This is a genomic window from Apilactobacillus sp. EABW-1NA, from assembly GCF_030398685.1.
GTDB lineage: Bacteria > Bacillota > Bacilli > Lactobacillales > Lactobacillaceae > Apilactobacillus > Apilactobacillus waqarii.
On sequence record NZ_JAPDKO010000008.1, the window covers coordinates 39,543 to 58,855 of the forward strand.

Genomic DNA, 19,313 nt, shown 5'->3' on the forward strand with positions numbered 1-19,313 from the left:
ATTATTACCCCCGATTTTGTTCGAATTTAGTTAGGACATCAATTAGTTTTTCAACACCTTCGAGCGACATTGCGTTGTACAGGCTGGCACGAAGTCCACCGATACTTCTGTGCCCCTTTAGACTGACTAGGTCGTTGTCGGCCGCGAAGTCGACGAATTGTGCGTCTAAGTCATCGTCATTGGTAGTGAAGACGATGTTGGTGTATGAGCGTTCATCTTTTTTGACGTTGTTATGGAATAGTTTTGATTGATCAAGATAGTCGTATAGCATACTGCTTTTTTTAATATCGCGTTTTTCCATTTCAGCAATTCCACCGTTGTCCAATAACCATTGGGTGGTTAGCTTCGCAGCATAGATAGGGAAGACTGGTGGAGTGTTGAACATTGAATTCTTCTTGGCATATGCTTCGTAGTTTAGAATCGTTGGAATATGTTTGGCTGGATTAATTAGGTCGTCTCTTACGATAACGATGGTTAGACCCGCTGGAGCCAAGTTCTTTTGTGCACCCGCAAAGATAAGGCCAAAGTCGTTTACATCATATTTTTCAGCCATGAAGTTTGATGACATGTCACCAACTAATGGAATGTTTTTGACATTTGGTAAATGATTGGGATGGTATGTAGAGCCTTCAATCGTGTTGTTGATGGTTACATGCAAGTAATCATAAAGTTTCTCTTCAAAATTATCGCTTGGATATGGAAGTTGACCATCATCTTTGATTACATTGATCCCATAACCTAGTTGTTCTGCTTCTTGATAAGCTTTTTTGTTCCAGTGCCCACTGTCTAAAAAGGCAATCTTTTCTTTTTGATTGGCTAGATTTAGTGGAACGGCTGCAAATTGTCCAGTCCCACCACCTTGGCAGAAAAGAATATGATAGTTATCAGGAACATGCATTAGTTCCTTGATGTTTTGCTTAGCATCATTTAATACATTTTCAAACAGGGTGCTACGGTGTGAAATCTCTAAAATACTCATGCCACTATCTTCAAACGATGGCAATTCACGTTGGATTTGCTCAATAACTGGTTTCGGCATTACTGCAGGACCAGCTGAAAAATTATATACAGTCACAATTATCACTCCCAAAAATAGATTAAACGAAATAAAAAAGCCCCACAGAGACAGTTCTGTGGGGCCACTATTACAAGTGTATTGTCTTTATGGCCCCACAAAATGTTAACCATCTATGCAGGGCACAAGTTTCGTATAAATAGGCCTACATAAATGGATGTGTAGACCAGGAAGAGACAATTAAATTATTAATATTTGCATTTCTTAACATTTTAATTACCTCCTCCTTTAATTTAACCAAATTCTAACATACATATAATAGCTTGCAAACAAAAATGTTATAATAAATCAAAAATATACGTGTTTCATTGAAAGGAGAGTTTTATTTTGACTGAGTTTTATTTTGTTCGCCATGGTAAAACATTCGCCAATCAACAGGGATTAAAGCAGGGGACGATTAACTCTGAAATCACCTACCTATCTGATTTAGGGAAACAACAAGTACAGCATCTACATGATCATTTTGATGTTAGTTTTGCTGATAAAATCTATGTAAGTCCTCTTCAAAGAACTCAAGATACAGCTAATTATTTAAACGCAGGAGTCGGTCTACCAATCGAAAAAGACGAACGATTGTTGGAAATTTCATACGGCAAGTGGGATGGTCAATCCAACGCTGAATTAATGAAGACTTATCCGGAAGTATTCGATGAAGAACTAAAGGATGTGTTACCTAGTTATGCACCACTAGCTGATGGGGAAACCTTTGAACACGTCGAACAACGAGTTGGAGAATTCATGGAAGAAGTCGCTGCGAAGTATCCAGACGGCAAGTTCATCTTGGTATCACACGGTTTCACTGTGAAGTCAGCCATGTTGGTGGCATTGAAACAACAAGATGATCCAATGTCTGTGATTGAACCGGACAACACTTCCGTGACGAAGATTAGATTGAAGAATCACCAATACTACGTGGATTACTTTAACCGCATGTATTAAAAAAGAGCCGTATTGGCTCTTTTTTAGTCGAACATCATTATCTGAATTGCTAACACAATTGTTGATAGTGATATGGTAAGTGTTTCTTTAAACGGAAAGTGACTACCTAGACCGATTATGAATATTTCAATCAATAAGATGATAAACGATGCTGATAGCAGTTTCTTCTTACTGGCAGAAATGAAGGTAAAGATAACCTGGAATAGGTTAATAAAGATGATTAATACACCCAATAGAATGGTCTGTTGGTTAGTATTGTCACCAATAATTAATGGTAAAGCTATGTATGTAAATATGAATAGGTTGATAAATGATCCGATGAGTTGAAACCCACCTGTAACAACGTCTCTACGAATCGTTTTTCCCTTCCTTCTATCAATATCAGTTATCATAAAATTCTTGATAATGTTATCATTTAAATATTAAAAATAAGAAAGAATTTAACTATGAAAAATGCGGATTTATTACTAATCGAACCAAAGAAAGACGAATTTTCTAACTTAATTGCTAATTCAACATCAATTAATCTCAACTATTCCCATGTAGCATTGGTGTACGTTAACAACGAAGATGAGTTTGTGATTCATGCGATTCCTAATCGAGGAGTTGTCCAACAAAGACTAAGTCAGTTTTTATCTGGTCGAAACGACCAAGGTATCGACTTGTATCGAGTGACTAAGGATATCGATAGGGACGAGGTGATTTCTCGTGCTAAATCAATGCTGGGAAAGCCCTATAATAATTTATTTTTAAATCAACACGACAGCTTTTACTGCTCACAATTGGTGACATATGCCTTTGAAAATGAAGGAGTGTTTGAATTAATGCCATTGCGATTTGGTACAGACAAGCAGATTGATAAAGAGTGGGTAAAGTACTATCAAGAATATGAAATGACGGTGCCAACAGATGAAATGGGTAGTAGTCCGAATTCACTAGTAGAGTCTGAGATGATTAAATTAATTGAACCTGTCCAATAAAAAAGAAGCCATGATGGCTTCTTTTTTATAGTTGTGGAAATTCTTGCATATCTAATATGTGGTGTTCACGAATAGTAGTGTAATCTTCGTTCATCCATGCTCGGTCCATATGAGCAGCTTTGATTGCGGAAAAGTCTCTTAACAACTCTTCGTTTAATTCGTCAACCTCATCGCCGTTGTAGAAGACAAGGTAAGAAAGATATCCCTTGTAAGAACTTCATTTGATTTCTTCATCGTTTGGCATGGAAGGCATCTCCTTAATATGCATTTGATACAATATCACTATAATATCCAATATAAAAAATTAGAAAATATAGATATTTATAAAAGTCGAAAACGTTTTCGACTTTTTTGTGTTGACATATCAAAATGAGACATGTAGTATATAAATTGTCGAAAACGATTTCGACTTAATTCTAGAATTTAACACATAACCGATCGTTATTAATTAGCGATTAAAAATTTTAACTAAAATAAATTGTCGAAAATCATTTCGACAGAAAGAGGAGATACAAATGACCAAGTTGGGTGAATTAATTGAGTTAACTAATGGACGTAACTCAGGAAGAATTAAAAATGATGAAGGATATGCAGAATACAGTACATTTGATTTTAAGAACGATATCAATATGGCTACTGATTATACTCATAATAATGACGACAGTTCATTTCTTACATACACCGGACAAATGCTATTCAGTGTTGTAAAAGGTGATGCCACTATTGTTTCTGAACATAACAAGGGCAAAATCATAAAAGACTTTTTTATTAAGGTAGATGTTGATACCAATAAGATTTATCCATGGTATCTATGCTACATGATCAATGAATCAGAAGTTGTTAAACGAGAAAAGTACTTAAATAGTAAGGGAGTTAATGTTTTACGATTTACTTCTTCTTTCTTTAAGGATCTAAATCTAAACATTCCTAATATGAAAGAACAAATTAAGATTGGTGATTTATATAAGTATTCAACAGCTAACCAATATTTGGAAAAGAAGCTTGCTGATAATAAGAAGGAAATCGTTAAAAACTATCTACTAGGACTATAAATAGGGGGAAACTAAAAAATGATCTTAAATGGAAAGAACATTGCAGAAGATATTTGGCAAGCAGGGGATTCATTAAGTGATGTGATGAAAAGTTCTGATTACAAGAATTACCTATTAGGATTTGTATTTTACAATTACTTATCTATAAAAGCCCTAAAGTCTTTTGCTAAAAGCAATCGTATGGATGAAGCGGATCATAAAGAAGTTAAAGAACAATATATCAAATTCTTAGATCCTGATAATAATGTCGCTAATATCAGTACAAGAGATGCAACAATGACTACATTGTTAAATAATAATGGCTGTTTCATTGAACCCGCCTACTTATTTAGCTCAATAATCGAACACATTAATAAGGGAGAATTCGATCTTCAACATTTGAAAACTGCACTTCATGAAATTGAATTGTCAGCAAGTAACCAAAATTCAAACAGTGAATTTGAAAGTATTTTCGAAGATATTGATTTGGATAATAATATGCTAGGATCAACACTTACTCAAAGAAATCGTGTCGTTAGTGAAACCTTGTTATCACTAAATAGCATTAACTTATATGATATCGATGAAGAAGTGATAGGTGATGCATTTGAAAACTTGATTGCTGAATTTGCTAGCGAATCAGATAAAAGGACTGGTGAATTCTACACACCTCATCAAGTATCAGATATCATTTCGGGGATTCTGACTGATAAGGTTAACGATAACAATGAACACATTAAAAGTATTTACGATCCAGCCGCAGGTTCTGCATCATTATTACTAAATGTTGGTAGAAATGCTGCTAGACCTGACCTAGTTAAATACTATGGACAAGAACTTAATCCAAGCAACTATAACCTATCTCGTATGAATTTGATGATTCATGGCGTCTCATATGAAGATATCGATCTTAGAAATGGCGATACCTTAGATAAGGATTGGCCAGATGAAGGTACAATTAAATTTGATAGAGTTGTTATGAACCCTCCATATTCAGCTAGATGGGATAACGATGAATCCAGAATTAGGGATCCAAGATTTAAGTTTTACGGAGTGCTTCCACCAAAATCTAAAGCTGACTTAGCTTTTGTATTACATGGCTTATACCATCTTAAAGAAGAAGGAAGCATGGCGGTTGTCCTACCACATGGTGTGTTGTTTAGAGGTGCTAAAGAGGGTAAGATTCGCGAGCAACTAATTAATGAAAACAAGATTGACGCAGTAATAGGATTACCTGCAAATATCTTCCATTCAACTAGTATTCCAACAACCATTCTTGTCTTCAAACAAGATAAGAGTAATTCGGATGTTATGTTTATTGATGCCTCTGATGAATTCGAAAAGGCTAGAAACGAAAACATCCTTACTGATGATAATGTTGGCAAAATTGTTGAAACTTATTTAAATAGAAAAGATGTTCAAGGATTTGCTCACGTTGCTAGTCTGGAAGAAATCCAAGAAAACGACTTTAATTTGAATATTCCAAGATATGTAGATACCTATGTTCCTGAAAAGAGACCATCTACAACAGAATTACTTGATAAAAATAAAGCTATTCAAAATCAAATTGATGCAAACAATAAAAAGATGAAGAATTTGATTGAAGAAGACAGTGATGATCAATTTTCTATCATCATTAATAAGCTAATTAAATGATGATTAAAAAACTGAGTTGAACTTATACACTTAGTCCGTTTATAGTAAAATTATAATTATGCAGGAGGCACATTATGTCCAGTTACAGAACACAAAGTGAATTAGACTTTGAAAAAGAAATAGTCCACCAGTTAACTATTGGTAGTAACCAGTGGACCGAACGAAAAGATTTATATGAAGCAACACCCGAAATGTTATGGGGTAACTTCAGAGAAAAGTTAAACAGAAACAATATTGCAGCACTAAAACACAAAGAACTCACTGATGAAGAATTTAACCGTGTTAAATCTCGCATCAGTAACGTTAAGAGTCCTTATGATGCCGCTAAAATCTTGGATGCCGAAAATGGAATCGGTAAGATTGAAATACCAAGGGATGATGCATCACAAGGTACTGTTACTTTAAACATCTTCTGGAAGGCAGATGTAGGCGGTGGAAATTCCAGTTATGAAATTGTCCGCCAAGCCATCAGACCACGTTCAAATGACGATGATTCAGATCGTCGCTTCGATGTCACATTATTGATTAATGGTCTTCCATTAATTCAAATCGAATTGAAGAAATCAACCGTCGAAATTAACCAAGCATTTAACCAAATTAAGAAATATGCAGGTGAAAACAAGTACACTGACATTTACTCATTGCTACAAATGTTTGTCATCATGAGTCCCGATAGTTCCGCATACTTTGCCAATGCTCGTCCGGATGAATTCAACAAGTCATTCGTCTTCAAGTGGCGTGACAAAGATAATCAACCGGTTGAAAATGGGATGGACTTTGCTAAGTCGGCTTTGAATATTCCAATGGCTCACAAATTAGTCAGTGAATACAAAGCTATCGATGAAGAACGTAAGAAGTTACTATTACTACGTCCATACCAAATCTACGCGATTGAAGCGGTATTAAAACGTATTCAAGAACATGAGAATGGATACGTTTGGCATACTACCGGTTCTGGTAAGACATTAACATCATATAAGACTGCTAAATTGGCAGCACAATTACCATCAGTAGATAGAGTTGTTTTCTTAGTTGATCGTAAAGCATTAGATGATCAAACAGTCGGTAACTTCAGAGCATATGCTTCTAATGATGATATGACCATCAATAAGACCGACAATACCTCTAAGCTTCGTAAGGCCTTATTAAAAGGTGGTAATAACATTATTATTTCATCAATTCAAAAGATGGCAAACTTGGTTAATTCAGAACAACAAGCTCAAGAAGAGGGACGTAACACCAGGGTTGCTCAATCTAATCTATTAGACAAACGAATTTGTTTCTTCGTAGATGAAGCTCACCGTTCTCAATTCGGTAAGATGCGTCAGGATATCAGCAATGCATTTAAGAATGCCAATTGGTACGGATATACAGGAACCCCAATCTTCCATGAAAATAGAAAGAAATTCCAAGGGGATCGTGGTGTTACCACACAGGAACTATTTGGCAAAGAATGTCACCGTTATACCTTAGTTAACGCTCTAGAGGACCATGCAGTTCTTCCGTTTAACGTCGAACACGTTAACACCATTACTAACGTTAATGAAATCGTTGAAGAAATCATGCAAAAGCAAACGGCTAAGGAACTAAAGAAGAAGGGCCAAGAGCTAACTATTTCAGAAGAAAACGACATCAAGAATGAATTGAACGAAATGTCTGATGCTGAAAAGGAATCATACCTTCCAAATGATATATACGAAAACGATGAACATTTAGATCAAGTTGTTGACTATATTTTGAAAACTGGACCTAAAAAGATGAGTTTGGGTAAGGGTAATTACAACGGAATCTTAGCTACTAGCTCAATTCCAATGGCAATTCGTTACTATAAGAAGCTAAAGGAACAAAAGAAATTACATCCAAATGAAGTGGATAAAGATTGGCCACGTGTCGCTATTACATACTCACTAGCTGAGAATGATGATGCCCACAAGGAAAATATGGAAGGGATGGATGAAGCAATTGCCGATTACAACGACATTTTTGATACCAACTTCCATAACAATAACGAAGAAATCAATCTTTATAATGAAGATGTTGCGAAGAGAACTGCCCGTCGTGAATCTTACTATGCGCATTTGAAACGTGATCAAGAAATTAACCTAGTAATTGTTGTTAACCGACTATTGACTGGTTTTGATGCACCACGTTTGAATACACTTTTTGTTGATAAGAATCAATTGGAATATGCCAACTTGATCCAGGCTTATTCTAGAACTAACCGTTTGGAAAATAACGATTTAAAACTTGAAGGTCAAATTGTTACTTTCAGAAAACCAGCTCTTTCTGAAGAAAACGAAAAAGAAGCTTACCGCTTATATGGTGGCGAAGGTTCTTATGATGAATTAATGCGTCCTAAGTATATGGATGCGGTGGCTAAATTTAAGAGTGAGGTTGCTCATTTAAAACGAATTGCACCAGATGCCGATGCAGCTGACGATTTAAAGGGTGACGAAGCCAAAATTGATTTTGTGAAGACATTTAGACGTGTTAATACTCAATTGAACTCACTATCAATGTATAACGATTTCACCTGGGATAATGCTGAAGAAGAATTCGGAATTAGTGAAGATGAAGTCCAACACTATATGGGTAAATTCCAACGCATCAAGTCAGAAGTTCAAGAAAATAAGGACGACGATGATGATTACGCATTAAGTAGTCTAGACTTTTCACTTTCAATCGGATCAACTGTTCTAGTCGACTATGATTACATTACGGGACTACTAAAAGAATTGGTTGATATGCGTAACAGTTATGATACTGAAGAAGAATATCAAGAAAACATGACTGATTACTTACAAAAAGAAGCTGAAATTCAAGAACAGATTACTAAATACGAAAAGTCTGGTCACGAAAAACAAGCCGCATTGTTACGTGAAATCTTGTCTTACTTGGATGAACACGTGGTTGAACCAGACAAGTTTGATGACTTTGTTCACCAATATAAGAGTAACAAGTTAAACGGATTAGTAAATGACTTCGCAGACAAATGGGGATTAGATACTGAAGAATTAAAACGTGTCGCAACAGAACGTCACCGTAAAGTCGAAGAAGGATCACATTTACAAAACTTAATCGATCACGGTGACTTGGACCATGCGGCTGAACATCAAGGCGACGACAGCCTAAGGATTCCAATTGTTTACAACGCTAAAGCAAATCAAAGTATCAATTCATTTATTGATAAAGATATTGATGCATACCTATAAGGAGAATGAACATGCCAGAAGGAAAGACACAAAGCTTAGAAAACGCACTATGGAGTGCTGCTGATGCACTACGAGGTAACATGGATGCCTCAGATTACAAGAACTATTTATTAGGATTGATTTTCTATCGTTTCCTATCAGTAAAAGCACTAAAAGCTTTTGCTGAAAGTAATCGCATGGATGAAAATAACCATGCAGAATTAAAGAAACAATACACCCAATTCTTGGATCCAAATAACATGATTGGTGACATCAAGACTAGAGAAGCCACTATGTCATCACTATTGAACAAGAATGGCTACCACATTGAACCAGAAAACCTATACAGTTCATTAATCGATAACATTAATGACGGTAGCTTTGAAATTGAACAACTAGAAACTGCTTTACATGAACTAGAACTATCAACTAACAACCAAAGTTCACACAACGACTTCGATGGTTTATTCCAAGATGTCGATTTACACAGTAACAAGCTTGGTGGAACTATTCGTCAACGAAACCACGCCATTAGTGAAACCATGTTGGCATTGAACAGCATCGATTTATTCGGTCACAATGGGGATGTACTGGGGGATGCATATGAATACTTAATCGCCCAATTCGCCAGTGATGCTGGTAAGAAGGCCGGAGAATTTTATACACCACGCCAAGTATCTGACATTATTTCACAAATTGTGACATACAAGCGTAAGAGTGGGGATGACCAAATCAGAACCATCTATGATTCAGCCGTGGGTTCAGGTTCATTACTATTGAACGTAGCGCAACATGTGGATAGACCAGAACTAATCAAGTACCACGGACAAGAACTAAACACTACTACTTATAACTTAGCTCGTATGAACTTAATGCTTCATGGTGTGTCATACGAAGACATGGAATTACGTAATGGGGACACTTTGGATAAGGATTGGCCTGTTGAAGAACCATACCAATTCGATGCCGTTGTAATGAACCCACCATACTCAGCTAAGTGGGATAACGATGATTCACGTCTAGCTGATCCAAGATTCAGAGATTACGGAGCACTTCCTCCAAAGTCTAAGGCTGACTTTGCATTCTTACTACATGGGTTATACCACTTGAAAGAAGAGGGTACTATGGGAATTGTTCTTCCTCATGGTGTACTATTTAGAGGCGCTAAGGAAGGTAAGATTCGTGAAAAGCTAATTGAAGATAACCGTATTGATGCTGTTATTGGTCTACCAGCTAACATCTTCCATTCAACCAGTATTCCTACTTTAGTATTGGTATTAAAGAAGAATAAGGATAACTCAGATGTCTTATTCATCGATGCTTCTAGAGAATTCGAAAAGGGTAAGAACCAAAACAACATCACAAAAGAAAACATCTCAAAGATTATCGATACCTACAAGAACAGAAAAGACGTCGACAAGTATGCCCACGTTGCAAGTTACGATGAAATTAAGGAAAACGACTTTAATCTAAATATTCCTCGATACGTCGATACATTCGAACCAGAACCAGATATCGATATTAACGAAGTAAAACAAAACATCGCAGATCTTGATGCAGAAATCGCAAAGACTCAAAAAGAATTCGATGAAATGGCAGCCAATTTAGTTGAAACGGATGTGGATAAGAATGACAAAGACTAATGTGCCTAGATTGAGATTTAAGGGGTTCGATGGTGAATGGAAAGATGAAAAATTCAAATCATTAGTAGAAAGAGTTAAAAAGACTTCCGATAGTGATCAATATAAAAAGATTGAATTTAGTAATATTGATGAAGGAAAAATAATAGGTAAACTATCTATCAATGATACTAAAGGAATTGCTTTTAGGAAAAATGATATCCTATTTGGTAAGTTGAGACCTTATTTAAAAAACTGGTACTATTCTATGTTTGATGGGGTTGCTGTTGGTGATTTCTGGATTTTTAGAGCTAAGAGAAAAATTTCTAATTCCATGTTTATTTACTACCTTATTCAAACTCATAGGTATACTAGAATTTCAAATTATACAACTGGGACGAAAATGCCTCGTTCCGACTGGAATTTTGTTTCTAATTCTTCTTTTTATATTTCAAATTTAGAAGAACAGCAAAAAATTGGTTCATTTTTTGCAAAAATAGATAAACTTATTGAACTTCAAACTAAAAAGTTAGAACAACTAAAGAAACTAAAACAAGGATATCTACAAAAAATCTTCCCACAAGATGGAGAATCAGTACCTAGATTGAGATTTAGTGGATTTAGCGGGGAATGGAAGGAAGAAAGGCTAAAATCTATTTTATTAGAACGCAATCTGAAAAAAGAACCTAGTAAAGAATTCCCATTAATGGCGTTCGCAAGTCAAAAGGGAATAGTTCTGAAGGGTGACAGATATGATCGTTCAGCGCTAGTTAAGGATGATAATAAAAAATATAAAATTACTAAGTTTAATGATTTTATATATAGTTCAAATAATTTTAAAACAGGTTCGATTGGCCTTAATAAGTTTGGAGATGCGACGATTTCCCCAGTTTATAGTGTTTTTAACGTTATTAATAATAATAATTCAGATTTTTTTGGTGTTTTATCTAAAAACAAATCTTTTATATATAAAATGTTAAAGTATCAGCAAGGTGTTACCTACGGTCAACAAAGAATAAAAGAAGATGATTTTTTAAAAATAATCGTAAGGGTGCCATACAAAAATGAACAACAGAAAATAGGTTCCTTCTTTGCAAAACTAGATAAATTGATTGAAGAACAATCCAATAAGCTAGATCAATTAAAGCAACAGAAGAAAGCTTACTTACAAAAGATGTTTATTTAAATAAAAAAGACGACTTAGTCATTTGATTGATAAGTTGTCTTTTTGTAATTTTCTTAATAAAAAATTAATATTCTTTACTTTTTCTTAATATTTTCATATAATACAGAAGTAGGTAGTCATTCCAGATGATTTATCTTAATGTTTATTATTTACAACTCTCTATAAATCTAATTGTGCACCTCTCTATGTAATCACGCACAAATTAGGTTGGCCTGTCCGCTTATTGGGCAGGCTTTTTATTTACCCTATTTTATTTATGAATAATGATATACTTAATTTATTATGGATTTGGAAGATGCTATTAGAATTAAAGGAATTATATTAGCAATAATCGGCTCAATATTTTAGGGGATGTCCGGAACTGTTGCGGAATATCTTTTTAAAAATTACTTGGTAACACCAATCTGGTTGGTAGGTACCAGATTATTTGTTGCGGAACTTCTTCTTTTATGCTGGAGTCGGATAACTACGGGAGAATCAATTTTTAAAATTTGGCATAATAAGAGAGAAATACTTACATTAATCCCCTTTGCACTTTTAGGAATGCTTCCTTCTCAACTTACATATTTTATGGCAATTAGATATGGTAACGCGCCAACCACAACTGTCCTACAATTTTTAGGGCCTATTTTTATTATGGGATACGTTACCGTTTTTAATCATAATCTACCTAATTTGTCTGAAATAGTTTCGGTAATTTTGGTTTTGACAGGAACTTTTTTGCTAGTAACTAATGGCCACATTGATTCACTAGCTTTATCAATTGCTGCGATTGCATGGGGAATTGGAGCCGGTGTCAGTCAGGCATCTTATACTTTAATTCCTTCTAAATTGTTATCAATCTTTGATGATAAATTCATAGTAGGGTGTGGAATGCTACTAGGTAGTTTACCGCTATCTGGTTTTGTCTTAAGTACATCTGCTCCTAAAGTATCAATGATCACAATAATTAGTATTGTCTTCATTATTGTCTTTGCTACGATGTTGGAATAATTGCTATATTTGATGAGTACAAAGTATATCTCACCATCAGTAACGGGTATGTTAAGTGCTTTTGAACCATTGACTGCTATTGTCTTATCAGTTGCTTTTCTTGGGACAGATTTGGCTTCGGTGCAGTTATTGGATGGTTTATTTATAATTATTACAGTATTTGTACAAACGATTTAATAGGAATAATTAATGGATTATTCTGAAGCTATTTAGAAAAAAAGCCTGATGCATGAAACTACAATTATAGTTATATGATATATATATAACTTATACTTTTTAAACTTCTTTATTTCTTATCTTTATTATTACATTGATTATAAATAAGTACCTATATATTTAAAAAGGAATCATCCAATTAGGTTTTGGATGGTCTTTTTACATACTGTGAATATTTGAATTCAAAAAACAAAAAAGCTGCTGTAACAATGATTTTACTCATTGATTACAACAGCTTTTTTTGTATGGAGGCGGCGGGAGTCGAACCCGCGTCCGAGCATATCGCCATTTGAATATCTACGCTCATAGGGATACTATTTGAAGTTTCACTGACCAAAGCACCGTATTCCAGGGTTAACATGATCAGCTAACCTGATTAATCTCTTTTACTTAACTTCAGGTGTGAGCAAGTAACGTAAGCCTATCAATTATAAAACCCAAGTTAGCCCCTAGGCAAAGCTAGTTGGATTGTCGTAGACTGCTTATTAGGCAGCTAAAGCGACGTTGTTTGAATTATTGTTTGCAGTTATAATTTAAAAACTGGACGGTTGAGCAGACGCCGCTGCGAACGCAATCCGAATTCGAACTATACCCGTCGAATCCATAACGCCCCCAAATGGTACATATTCAATAGTACCATATTTATCGCAATAGTGAAAAGACATTATCATACAAATTATATTTAGGATGCGTTGAGTGCCTGTTTATTGTTATAATAGGTGGTATACCTAAATAAATGAGGGTGAATTAATGAAAAGCAATTCAATTGCAAACGAAAATGTGCCACACTTTTACGTGCGTTTAAAGCACCGTAAGATGGAAAAATGGTACGTCAATGAAATGCAAGCGGGGAAGCATCAACGCAAAGCATTCAATCATTCAGACGAAAAAGCAAAATTTGAAATTAATCAAATCGGTTTTTACCAAAAACATCTATGGTTTCACTTTGAAAACGAAAGTGATGTTGGATGGATCCCTAACAAATTCATTCGAAAGAACTACAGAATCTTAAATCTACAGGCCAGTAAGGATAATACCGAGGCTTCTAACGAAGAAAAGGCGTTATCTGTATTGGTTCATTTCTCTAGACCAGATTTTGATGTGTACGATAAGTTAGGCAAGATTACTGATAACTTGTCCGATGCAACATTTAAAAGCATCCTAGTTAACAGTGTTGGATCATATAAGGACTTGACTAAGAAGTCATACCGTCGTGTGAGAAGCCAGATTAATCGTAACCGTCCGGTGATGTTATGGGGCAGACGAGACAATCAATGTATTGTTCTATTTGGTTTTAACCACCGCGTCTTCTTCTACTTTGATCCAGAAGATGGTTTGAACAAGACGATTACAGTTAAGGAATTAACTAAGATATGGAAACGAAGTGGCTACAAGGCCATCAGTTATTAGCAAACAAAAAAGACAGCCAAATGGCTGTCTTTTCCTTTATTATCACCCGCACGGGGATTGAACCCGTAACTCCGCCTTGAGAGGGCGACGTCTTAAACCAGTTTGACCAGCGGGCAATATCACTAATCAATCACTATATATTTATACTACTATTCATCTTTAAGACTGTCAATGCTGATAGGCGTTGACATAAGGGTGTTTCAAGTATTAATATAATATATGTAATTAATTATTGAGTATTCGCCAAATTGGTAAGGCAGAGGACTCTGAATCCTTAATTTACTGGTTCGAATCCAGTATACTCAATATGCCGGTATTTATGAGTGAGTATAACTGGGCATAACGCTGTCACTATGCGGGTGATGGCGTTTTTTTGTATTCATTAGCAGGCATTAAATAGTACTAAGGGACAGTTAAGGGACAGTTAAAAGGACAGTTACTTAAAACCCTAGATAACTTTCCAATTTAACAACAACATCTTTATTTTGGTTAGAAGTAACGTGAGTATAAACATTTAATGTTGTTTGAGCGTCCTCATGACCTAACCGTTCCTGTACTTCTTTAATAGTTGCACCTGATGCGAAAAGAGCTGAAGCATGAGAATGTCTAAAACCATGTATCTTGATTGAAGGTAAATCATATTTAGAAATAACTAGTTTTAACCATTTAGATGGAGCGGATAAAGGTAACATTGTGTTATTACGAGTTGTGAATAACATTTGTTTCTTATTTAATGTATTGAAACCATAATTTAACATTTGTTTTCTTTGCTCCATTTTCCATTTATATAGATAATCCATCGTTTTTTGATCCATGATAATTTTTCGCATTGATTTTTTTGTTTTAGGCGGATTAATTACTTGATAACGATTTATCCCTTGAGAGATTGTTTTATTAATATCAATTGTGTTTTCTTTAAAGTTAATATCTTCCCAAGTTAATGCTAGACATTCACCACGCCTCATTCCGGAAAAAGCTAATAATCTGAAAAATACAAACTTTTTATCATCGTCCATATCATATAAACATTTGAAAAAATTATCTAGTTGCTTCTTATCCCAGAATAACAATTTCTTTTCCGCAAATTCCTTTTTATTCTTTGGTAAGGTAACCAAACGACAAGGGTTTTTATCTAAGTATCCCATTTTAATAGCATACTCAAATATTTTTCCTGTATAATAGAACCACTTTTTAAAATTAACTGGAGCAATGTCAAACCACTTGTTTACGATAGTCTGAATTTCACTGACAGTAATTGTATTAATTTTCTTATCACTGAAGTGATTTAGAATGTGATTCTTAAATATATTAGTTGTAGAAAGTAGAGTAGACTCACGGACAGTATTTTCGTAAGCTGGTAACCATTCTTGGTATACGTCACCATATTTAATATCCTTAGGTTTTTCAATCTTTCCTTCAGATAATTCTATTTCTAGTTTTGAAGCTGCTAATACAGCTTCTTTTTTTGTTTTGAAACCACTTCGAGTTGTGTTTGTTTTTCTTCCAGTCTGTTTATCAATTCCAGTATAGATCCCAAACTTATATCTCAACTCTCCATTTTTTAACTTGTACTTCTTAATAAACATTTTTTTTCTCCTTTACACACGTGGGGACGGTATGTATTAGGGAAAATGTTTAATATGAATAATGCTTTGAATAACTTTCATACCATGGCATTCTATAAACGACTTCAATATCACCAGAATTATTTTCTTTAATGTTGTGGTTCACCATAATAATACGTTCAATTTCATAAGATATACGTTGCTTAATTTCATTATGGAAAATGATATCTATTTTATTAAATAGATCAAGTAAAGTTTCAGAATTACTAAATTCAACAACATTATGTGCATCATCAATGGTTCTAATGAAGAAGTCAGTGCTAATTAGTGTTTCATCTTGATAATGAAGTACATTAGTGAATAATTTATATTCACCATCCATATGAGTTTCAGATGTAGTAAATGTTAGCTCATAGGGCGAATATACATAAAAATCAGCAGGTGTAACATGAAAAAATAAGCATAGCTTATCTAATGTTACTGCGGAAGGTGTTCTACCATTAACTAGATTGGTTAGTGTAGATCGTGAAATTCCAGTACCTTTATGAACGTCTAGAATGCTTAACTGACGCTCTGCCATTAATACACTAAATTTATTAGCTATCATATTTTAACCTCCTTTCGATAGATTATATTGTACAGTTTTTAGAACTAACTAACAAGCATTAGTACAAATTATCTTGCATTATTATTCCTTTGTGATATTATAAATGTACCAATTGTAATTATATAGTACTAAAATAAATACAAAAAGGAGTTATTATTTTGGATACACAAACTTTAAATAGATTAAATGATTTCCTCGACAAAGCTGAAAAAAGAGAAGATAAGCCTTGGATTAAAGGCAAGGTTAACTTATCTAAATGGTTAGGAGTTAGTCCTAAAACCATTCAAAAAATGATGGAAAATGGTTTACCAGTTCACTTTGTCAAAGATGTGGATGCATATTTTTTTAACAAACAAGAAGTTAATAAGTATTTATTAGAACAATAATCGTTGTGGGGACGGTATTGAAAAAGGAGCAGATTAATTCTGCTTTTTTTTATTGAATTTATGTAATAATGGTTTACAATGAACAATAAAGTGGATAGTATGGAGAATTGATATGAATAAATATGATAATAATTTAATGTTATTTGTTTCTGGAAATGAGAATGATGTATTAACTGACTTCAAGAGAATATTAAAAAATACTATCTTAGATATAAATTCAGATTATAAGTTGCATAAAGTGAACATAAATGTTGAATTATTAAATGATCCTTCAAATCTGATAGATGCTAGAATCACATTATTTTTTGATAAAATTCCTATACAATATTTTGATGTATGGTTGTCAAGTTATATTAAATTGACTTACAACGATTTAATAAAATTAAATGAAATTGCTGAAGGTATTTTGAAATATGAAAGTTTTAATAATGGGTTAAAGGATACAAATGGTTTAGAAGCAATAATTGGTGGAGTAGATAATAGTTTCTATGGAACAGATGTATGCCCAACAATTATTGATAAAGCAGTTTATTTTTGGTATAAAATTGCACAGAAACAATTATTTCATAATGGCAATAAAAGAACAGCATTATTGAGCGCAATTTTTTTACTTACTACAAATGGATATAATTTTAAAGGCTATAGTTTAAAAAAATTAGATGGAGATGGCGTTAAGGATTTGTATAATATCTCACTTAAAATAGCTAATCATGAGATGACAAAAGATGAATTGAAAGAATATATTTTGAATAATTTGACAATTGATTTTAAATATCAAGATGATATAATGAATTCCATAATTAACAGTGTTAAAGGAAAGGAAGATGATAAATAATGAACAATAAAGAAATTATTTTGAAAAACGCTACGACAAATAAAAGTAGAGTTTTATTAAAAAATTTAATGCAAGAAAATCATCGCGAACTATCTTTTTTTAAAAAAAGGGATATTACATCATCTTCTTTTGCGATTAAAGTAAAGAAAAGAAAAGAAAAAGAATTATTAGAAAACGATAAAATGATTGATCTTATGAAGAAACTAGCTAAAATATAAGTGAATAAGTGAAAAAGACTCTTGCGTTATATGGCAAGAGTTTTTTTATATGTAGCTAATTAAAACAAAAATTAAATCAATAACAATTGCAGTCAGTATTCCTAATAGTAGGGCGTATATAGGAAATCGTCTCTCATCTCCAAATGACGTCATTCTTTTTATATTACGATCAAAAATACTAACAGCATTTTTATATGAACTCTTAATGTCTTTCCTTGCGTGTCTTAATATTACTCTACAATTTTTACAATGTATTTGACTAAAGTATTTTCTTCCACAAATTTGACATTTTAATTTGATAATAAAAACTCCTATACGTTTTAGATAATATTAACATACGATTAAAGCAGTTTAAACAACGTGAAAACATTATCATATAAGTATATTGTACAGTTGTTATAGAGTTAATATTTTAAACGCTTTTATATTCAAGATATATTTTTATAGAATATATTATGTGTTCTTTAATAAAGTTTAATTTTAAATTAACATGGTATATTTATCACAAACATATGATAACATTTGTATAACTTATAAAATTAAGAGGAAGATTAATTATGAAGGATGAATATATATACTTATTAATATTCATATTATGTTTAATATGTGAAACCGCGCTTCAGCTTTATAATCTGTATGGATATTTGGGAATAATAATTCCGATTGGATTAATTCAATTAATTTCAGTGTATGAATATTCAAAACATAGAGAGCAAAAATAAAAAGCACTTACTAGGGAACTGAAGTTATAATATTGAATAGATAAATAATAGTTTCAGTTCCTTTATCTGCTTTTTTTATTTTGTCAAATTTTATAATTGCTAATATGTTAAAATATCTATTAGTTAATACATATTTAGGAAAGAGTCTGTTTATTATGGCATATAAAAATTTACCTGATTTAAGGTTTAGTGAATTTAGTGGGGAATGGAAAGAAGATAAACTGGGGGATAAATTATACGTGAAGATGGGACAATCTCCTCATTCTGAAAATTATACTAAAGATAATAAAAAAAATATTCTCGTGCAAGGGAATGCCGATATATTAAATGGAAAAATAAATCCAAGAATTTATACGAGTGAAATAACTAAGATTTCTAAAAAAAATGAAATAATAATGTCAGTGAGAGCACCTGTTGGTGAATTAGCTATTAATCAGTTTGAAAACGTAGTAATTGGACGCGGAGTTGCCTCATTATCTGGAAATAAATTTGATTATTATTCATTAATTAACATAAAAAATAAAGGATTATGGAAACGATTTAGTTCTGGATCTACTTTTGATTCTATAAATTCATCTGACATTAAATTAATGACAATAAAGGTTCCAAAGGAAGACGAACAACAAAAAATTGGAACTTTCTTCTCAAAATTAGATAAATTGATTAAACAACAATCCAGAAAGT

18 protein-coding genes, 2 tRNA genes, 1 other RNA gene and 1 pseudogene are annotated in these 19,313 nt (G+C 33.3%); 16 read left to right on the forward strand and 6 right to left on the reverse strand.

The annotated features are described in order from the left end of the window. Window positions 1-4: 4 nt before the first annotated feature. Window positions 5-1,075, reverse strand: coding sequence for a 3-phosphoserine/phosphohydroxythreonine transaminase (serC, locus tag OEZ61_RS03525; RefSeq protein ID WP_034534875.1), 1,071 nt, complete (start codon window positions 1,073-1,075; stop codon window positions 5-7). 327 nt (window positions 1,076-1,402) lie between these two features. Between serC and OEZ61_RS03530 the strand changes: the two genes are divergently transcribed. Further along, window positions 1,403-2,014 carry a histidine phosphatase family protein gene (locus OEZ61_RS03530; RefSeq protein WP_290046946.1) on the forward strand — a complete coding sequence of 204 codons (612 nt, stop codon included), beginning with the start codon at window positions 1,403-1,405 and terminating at the stop codon, window positions 2,012-2,014. A 23-nt stretch (window positions 2,015-2,037) separates the two neighbouring features. Here OEZ61_RS03530 and OEZ61_RS03535 read toward each other — a convergent pair whose 3' ends face one another. Next, window positions 2,038-2,406, reverse strand: coding sequence for a hypothetical protein (locus tag OEZ61_RS03535; protein ID WP_054604655.1), 369 nt, complete (start codon window positions 2,404-2,406; stop codon window positions 2,038-2,040). Between the two features lie 54 nt (window positions 2,407-2,460). Between OEZ61_RS03535 and OEZ61_RS03540 the strand changes: the two genes are divergently transcribed. The 9 genes and pseudogenes from OEZ61_RS03540 to OEZ61_RS08155 all read left to right on the forward strand — a co-directional run bounded on the left by OEZ61_RS03540 (window position 2,461) and on the right by OEZ61_RS08155 (window position 12,847). Then, on the forward strand, window positions 2,461-2,994 hold the full coding sequence (locus tag OEZ61_RS03540; RefSeq protein ID WP_290046947.1) for a YiiX/YebB-like N1pC/P60 family cysteine hydrolase: 534 nt from the start codon (window positions 2,461-2,463) through the stop codon (window positions 2,992-2,994). 515 nt (window positions 2,995-3,509) lie between these two features. Then, a complete protein-coding gene (locus OEZ61_RS03545) occupies window positions 3,510-4,046 on the forward strand; it encodes a hypothetical protein (RefSeq protein ID WP_034534880.1) in 537 nt (178 codons plus the stop codon). Between the two features lie 18 nt (window positions 4,047-4,064). Then, a complete protein-coding gene (locus tag OEZ61_RS03550; RefSeq protein WP_290046948.1) occupies window positions 4,065-5,681 on the forward strand; it encodes a type I restriction-modification system subunit M in 1,617 nt (538 codons plus the stop codon). A 74-nt stretch (window positions 5,682-5,755) separates the two neighbouring features. Beyond that, window positions 5,756-8,893 carry an HsdR family type I site-specific deoxyribonuclease gene (locus OEZ61_RS03555; RefSeq protein WP_290046949.1) on the forward strand — a complete coding sequence of 1,046 codons (3,138 nt, stop codon included), beginning with the start codon at window positions 5,756-5,758 and terminating at the stop codon, window positions 8,891-8,893. A gap of 11 nt (window positions 8,894-8,904) precedes the next feature. Continuing rightward, on the forward strand, window positions 8,905-10,515 hold the full coding sequence (locus OEZ61_RS03560; RefSeq protein WP_290046950.1) for a type I restriction-modification system subunit M: 1,611 nt from the start codon (window positions 8,905-8,907) through the stop codon (window positions 10,513-10,515). After that, a complete protein-coding gene (locus tag OEZ61_RS03565) occupies window positions 10,502-11,677 on the forward strand; it encodes a restriction endonuclease subunit S (RefSeq protein ID WP_034534889.1) in 1,176 nt (391 codons plus the stop codon). Before OEZ61_RS03560 ends, OEZ61_RS03565 begins: the two co-directional genes overlap by 14 nt. A 351-nt stretch (window positions 11,678-12,028) precedes the next feature. After that, window positions 12,029-12,394 (forward strand): annotated as a pseudogene (locus OEZ61_RS08150) (DMT family transporter); the annotation flags it as partial. A gap of 3 nt (window positions 12,395-12,397) precedes the next feature. After that, window positions 12,398-12,670 carry a hypothetical protein gene (locus OEZ61_RS03570; protein ID WP_290046951.1) on the forward strand — a complete coding sequence of 91 codons (273 nt, stop codon included), beginning with the start codon at window positions 12,398-12,400 and terminating at the stop codon, window positions 12,668-12,670. A gap of 12 nt (window positions 12,671-12,682) precedes the next feature. Then, window positions 12,683-12,847 carry an EamA family transporter gene (locus OEZ61_RS08155; RefSeq protein ID WP_354669363.1) on the forward strand — a complete coding sequence of 55 codons (165 nt, stop codon included), beginning with the start codon at window positions 12,683-12,685 and terminating at the stop codon, window positions 12,845-12,847. Window positions 12,848-13,129: 282 nt separating this feature from the next. Here the strand turns inward: OEZ61_RS08155 and ssrA are convergent. Further along, window positions 13,130-13,500: a transfer-messenger RNA gene (gene ssrA / locus OEZ61_RS03575) on the reverse strand. Window positions 13,501-13,636: 136 nt separating this feature from the next. On the opposite strand from ssrA, the gene OEZ61_RS03580 reads away from it, so the two are divergent. Continuing rightward, entirely contained in the window at window positions 13,637-14,296 is a 660-nt protein-coding gene (locus OEZ61_RS03580) for a hypothetical protein (protein ID WP_138766288.1), read from the forward strand. A 42-nt stretch (window positions 14,297-14,338) separates the two neighbouring features. Here OEZ61_RS03580 and OEZ61_RS03585 read toward each other — a convergent pair. Further along, a tRNA-Glu gene (locus OEZ61_RS03585) sits at window positions 14,339-14,412 on the reverse strand. 117 nt (window positions 14,413-14,529) lie between these two features. On the opposite strand from OEZ61_RS03585, the gene OEZ61_RS03590 reads away from it, so the two are divergent. Beyond that, window positions 14,530-14,602: transfer RNA gene (locus OEZ61_RS03590), tRNA-Gln, on the forward strand. Between the two features lie 134 nt (window positions 14,603-14,736). Here the strand turns inward: OEZ61_RS03590 and OEZ61_RS03595 are convergent. Together OEZ61_RS03595 and OEZ61_RS03600 are read right to left on the reverse strand one after the other, a co-directional pair. Beyond that, window positions 14,737-15,882: a site-specific integrase gene (locus OEZ61_RS03595; protein WP_290046954.1), complete on the reverse strand. Its 1,146-nt coding sequence runs from the start codon at window positions 15,880-15,882 to the stop codon at window positions 14,737-14,739. Between the two features lie 49 nt (window positions 15,883-15,931). Then, window positions 15,932-16,441, reverse strand: a complete 510-nt coding sequence (locus OEZ61_RS03600) for a helix-turn-helix transcriptional regulator (RefSeq protein WP_290046955.1) — start codon at window positions 16,439-16,441, stop codon at window positions 15,932-15,934. Window positions 16,442-16,626: 185 nt separating this feature from the next. Here OEZ61_RS03600 and OEZ61_RS03605 point away from each other — a divergent pair, with 185 nt between their 5' ends. The 4 genes from OEZ61_RS03605 to OEZ61_RS03620 form a co-directional block, all read left to right on the forward strand. Continuing rightward, window positions 16,627-16,854, forward strand: coding sequence for a helix-turn-helix domain-containing protein (locus tag OEZ61_RS03605; RefSeq protein ID WP_248597375.1), 228 nt, complete (start codon window positions 16,627-16,629; stop codon window positions 16,852-16,854). 112 nt (window positions 16,855-16,966) lie between these two features. Then, window positions 16,967-17,689, forward strand: coding sequence for a type II toxin-antitoxin system death-on-curing family toxin (locus OEZ61_RS03610; RefSeq protein WP_290046958.1), 723 nt, complete (start codon window positions 16,967-16,969; stop codon window positions 17,687-17,689). After that, window positions 17,689-17,907 carry a hypothetical protein gene (locus OEZ61_RS03615; RefSeq protein ID WP_290046959.1) on the forward strand — a complete coding sequence of 73 codons (219 nt, stop codon included), beginning with the start codon at window positions 17,689-17,691 and terminating at the stop codon, window positions 17,905-17,907. The genes OEZ61_RS03610 and OEZ61_RS03615 overlap by 1 nt, the downstream gene beginning before the upstream one ends. A gap of 877 nt (window positions 17,908-18,784) precedes the next feature. Next, on the forward strand, window positions 18,785-19,313 hold a 529-nt coding region (locus OEZ61_RS03620), incomplete at its 3' end, for a restriction endonuclease subunit S (RefSeq protein ID WP_290046961.1).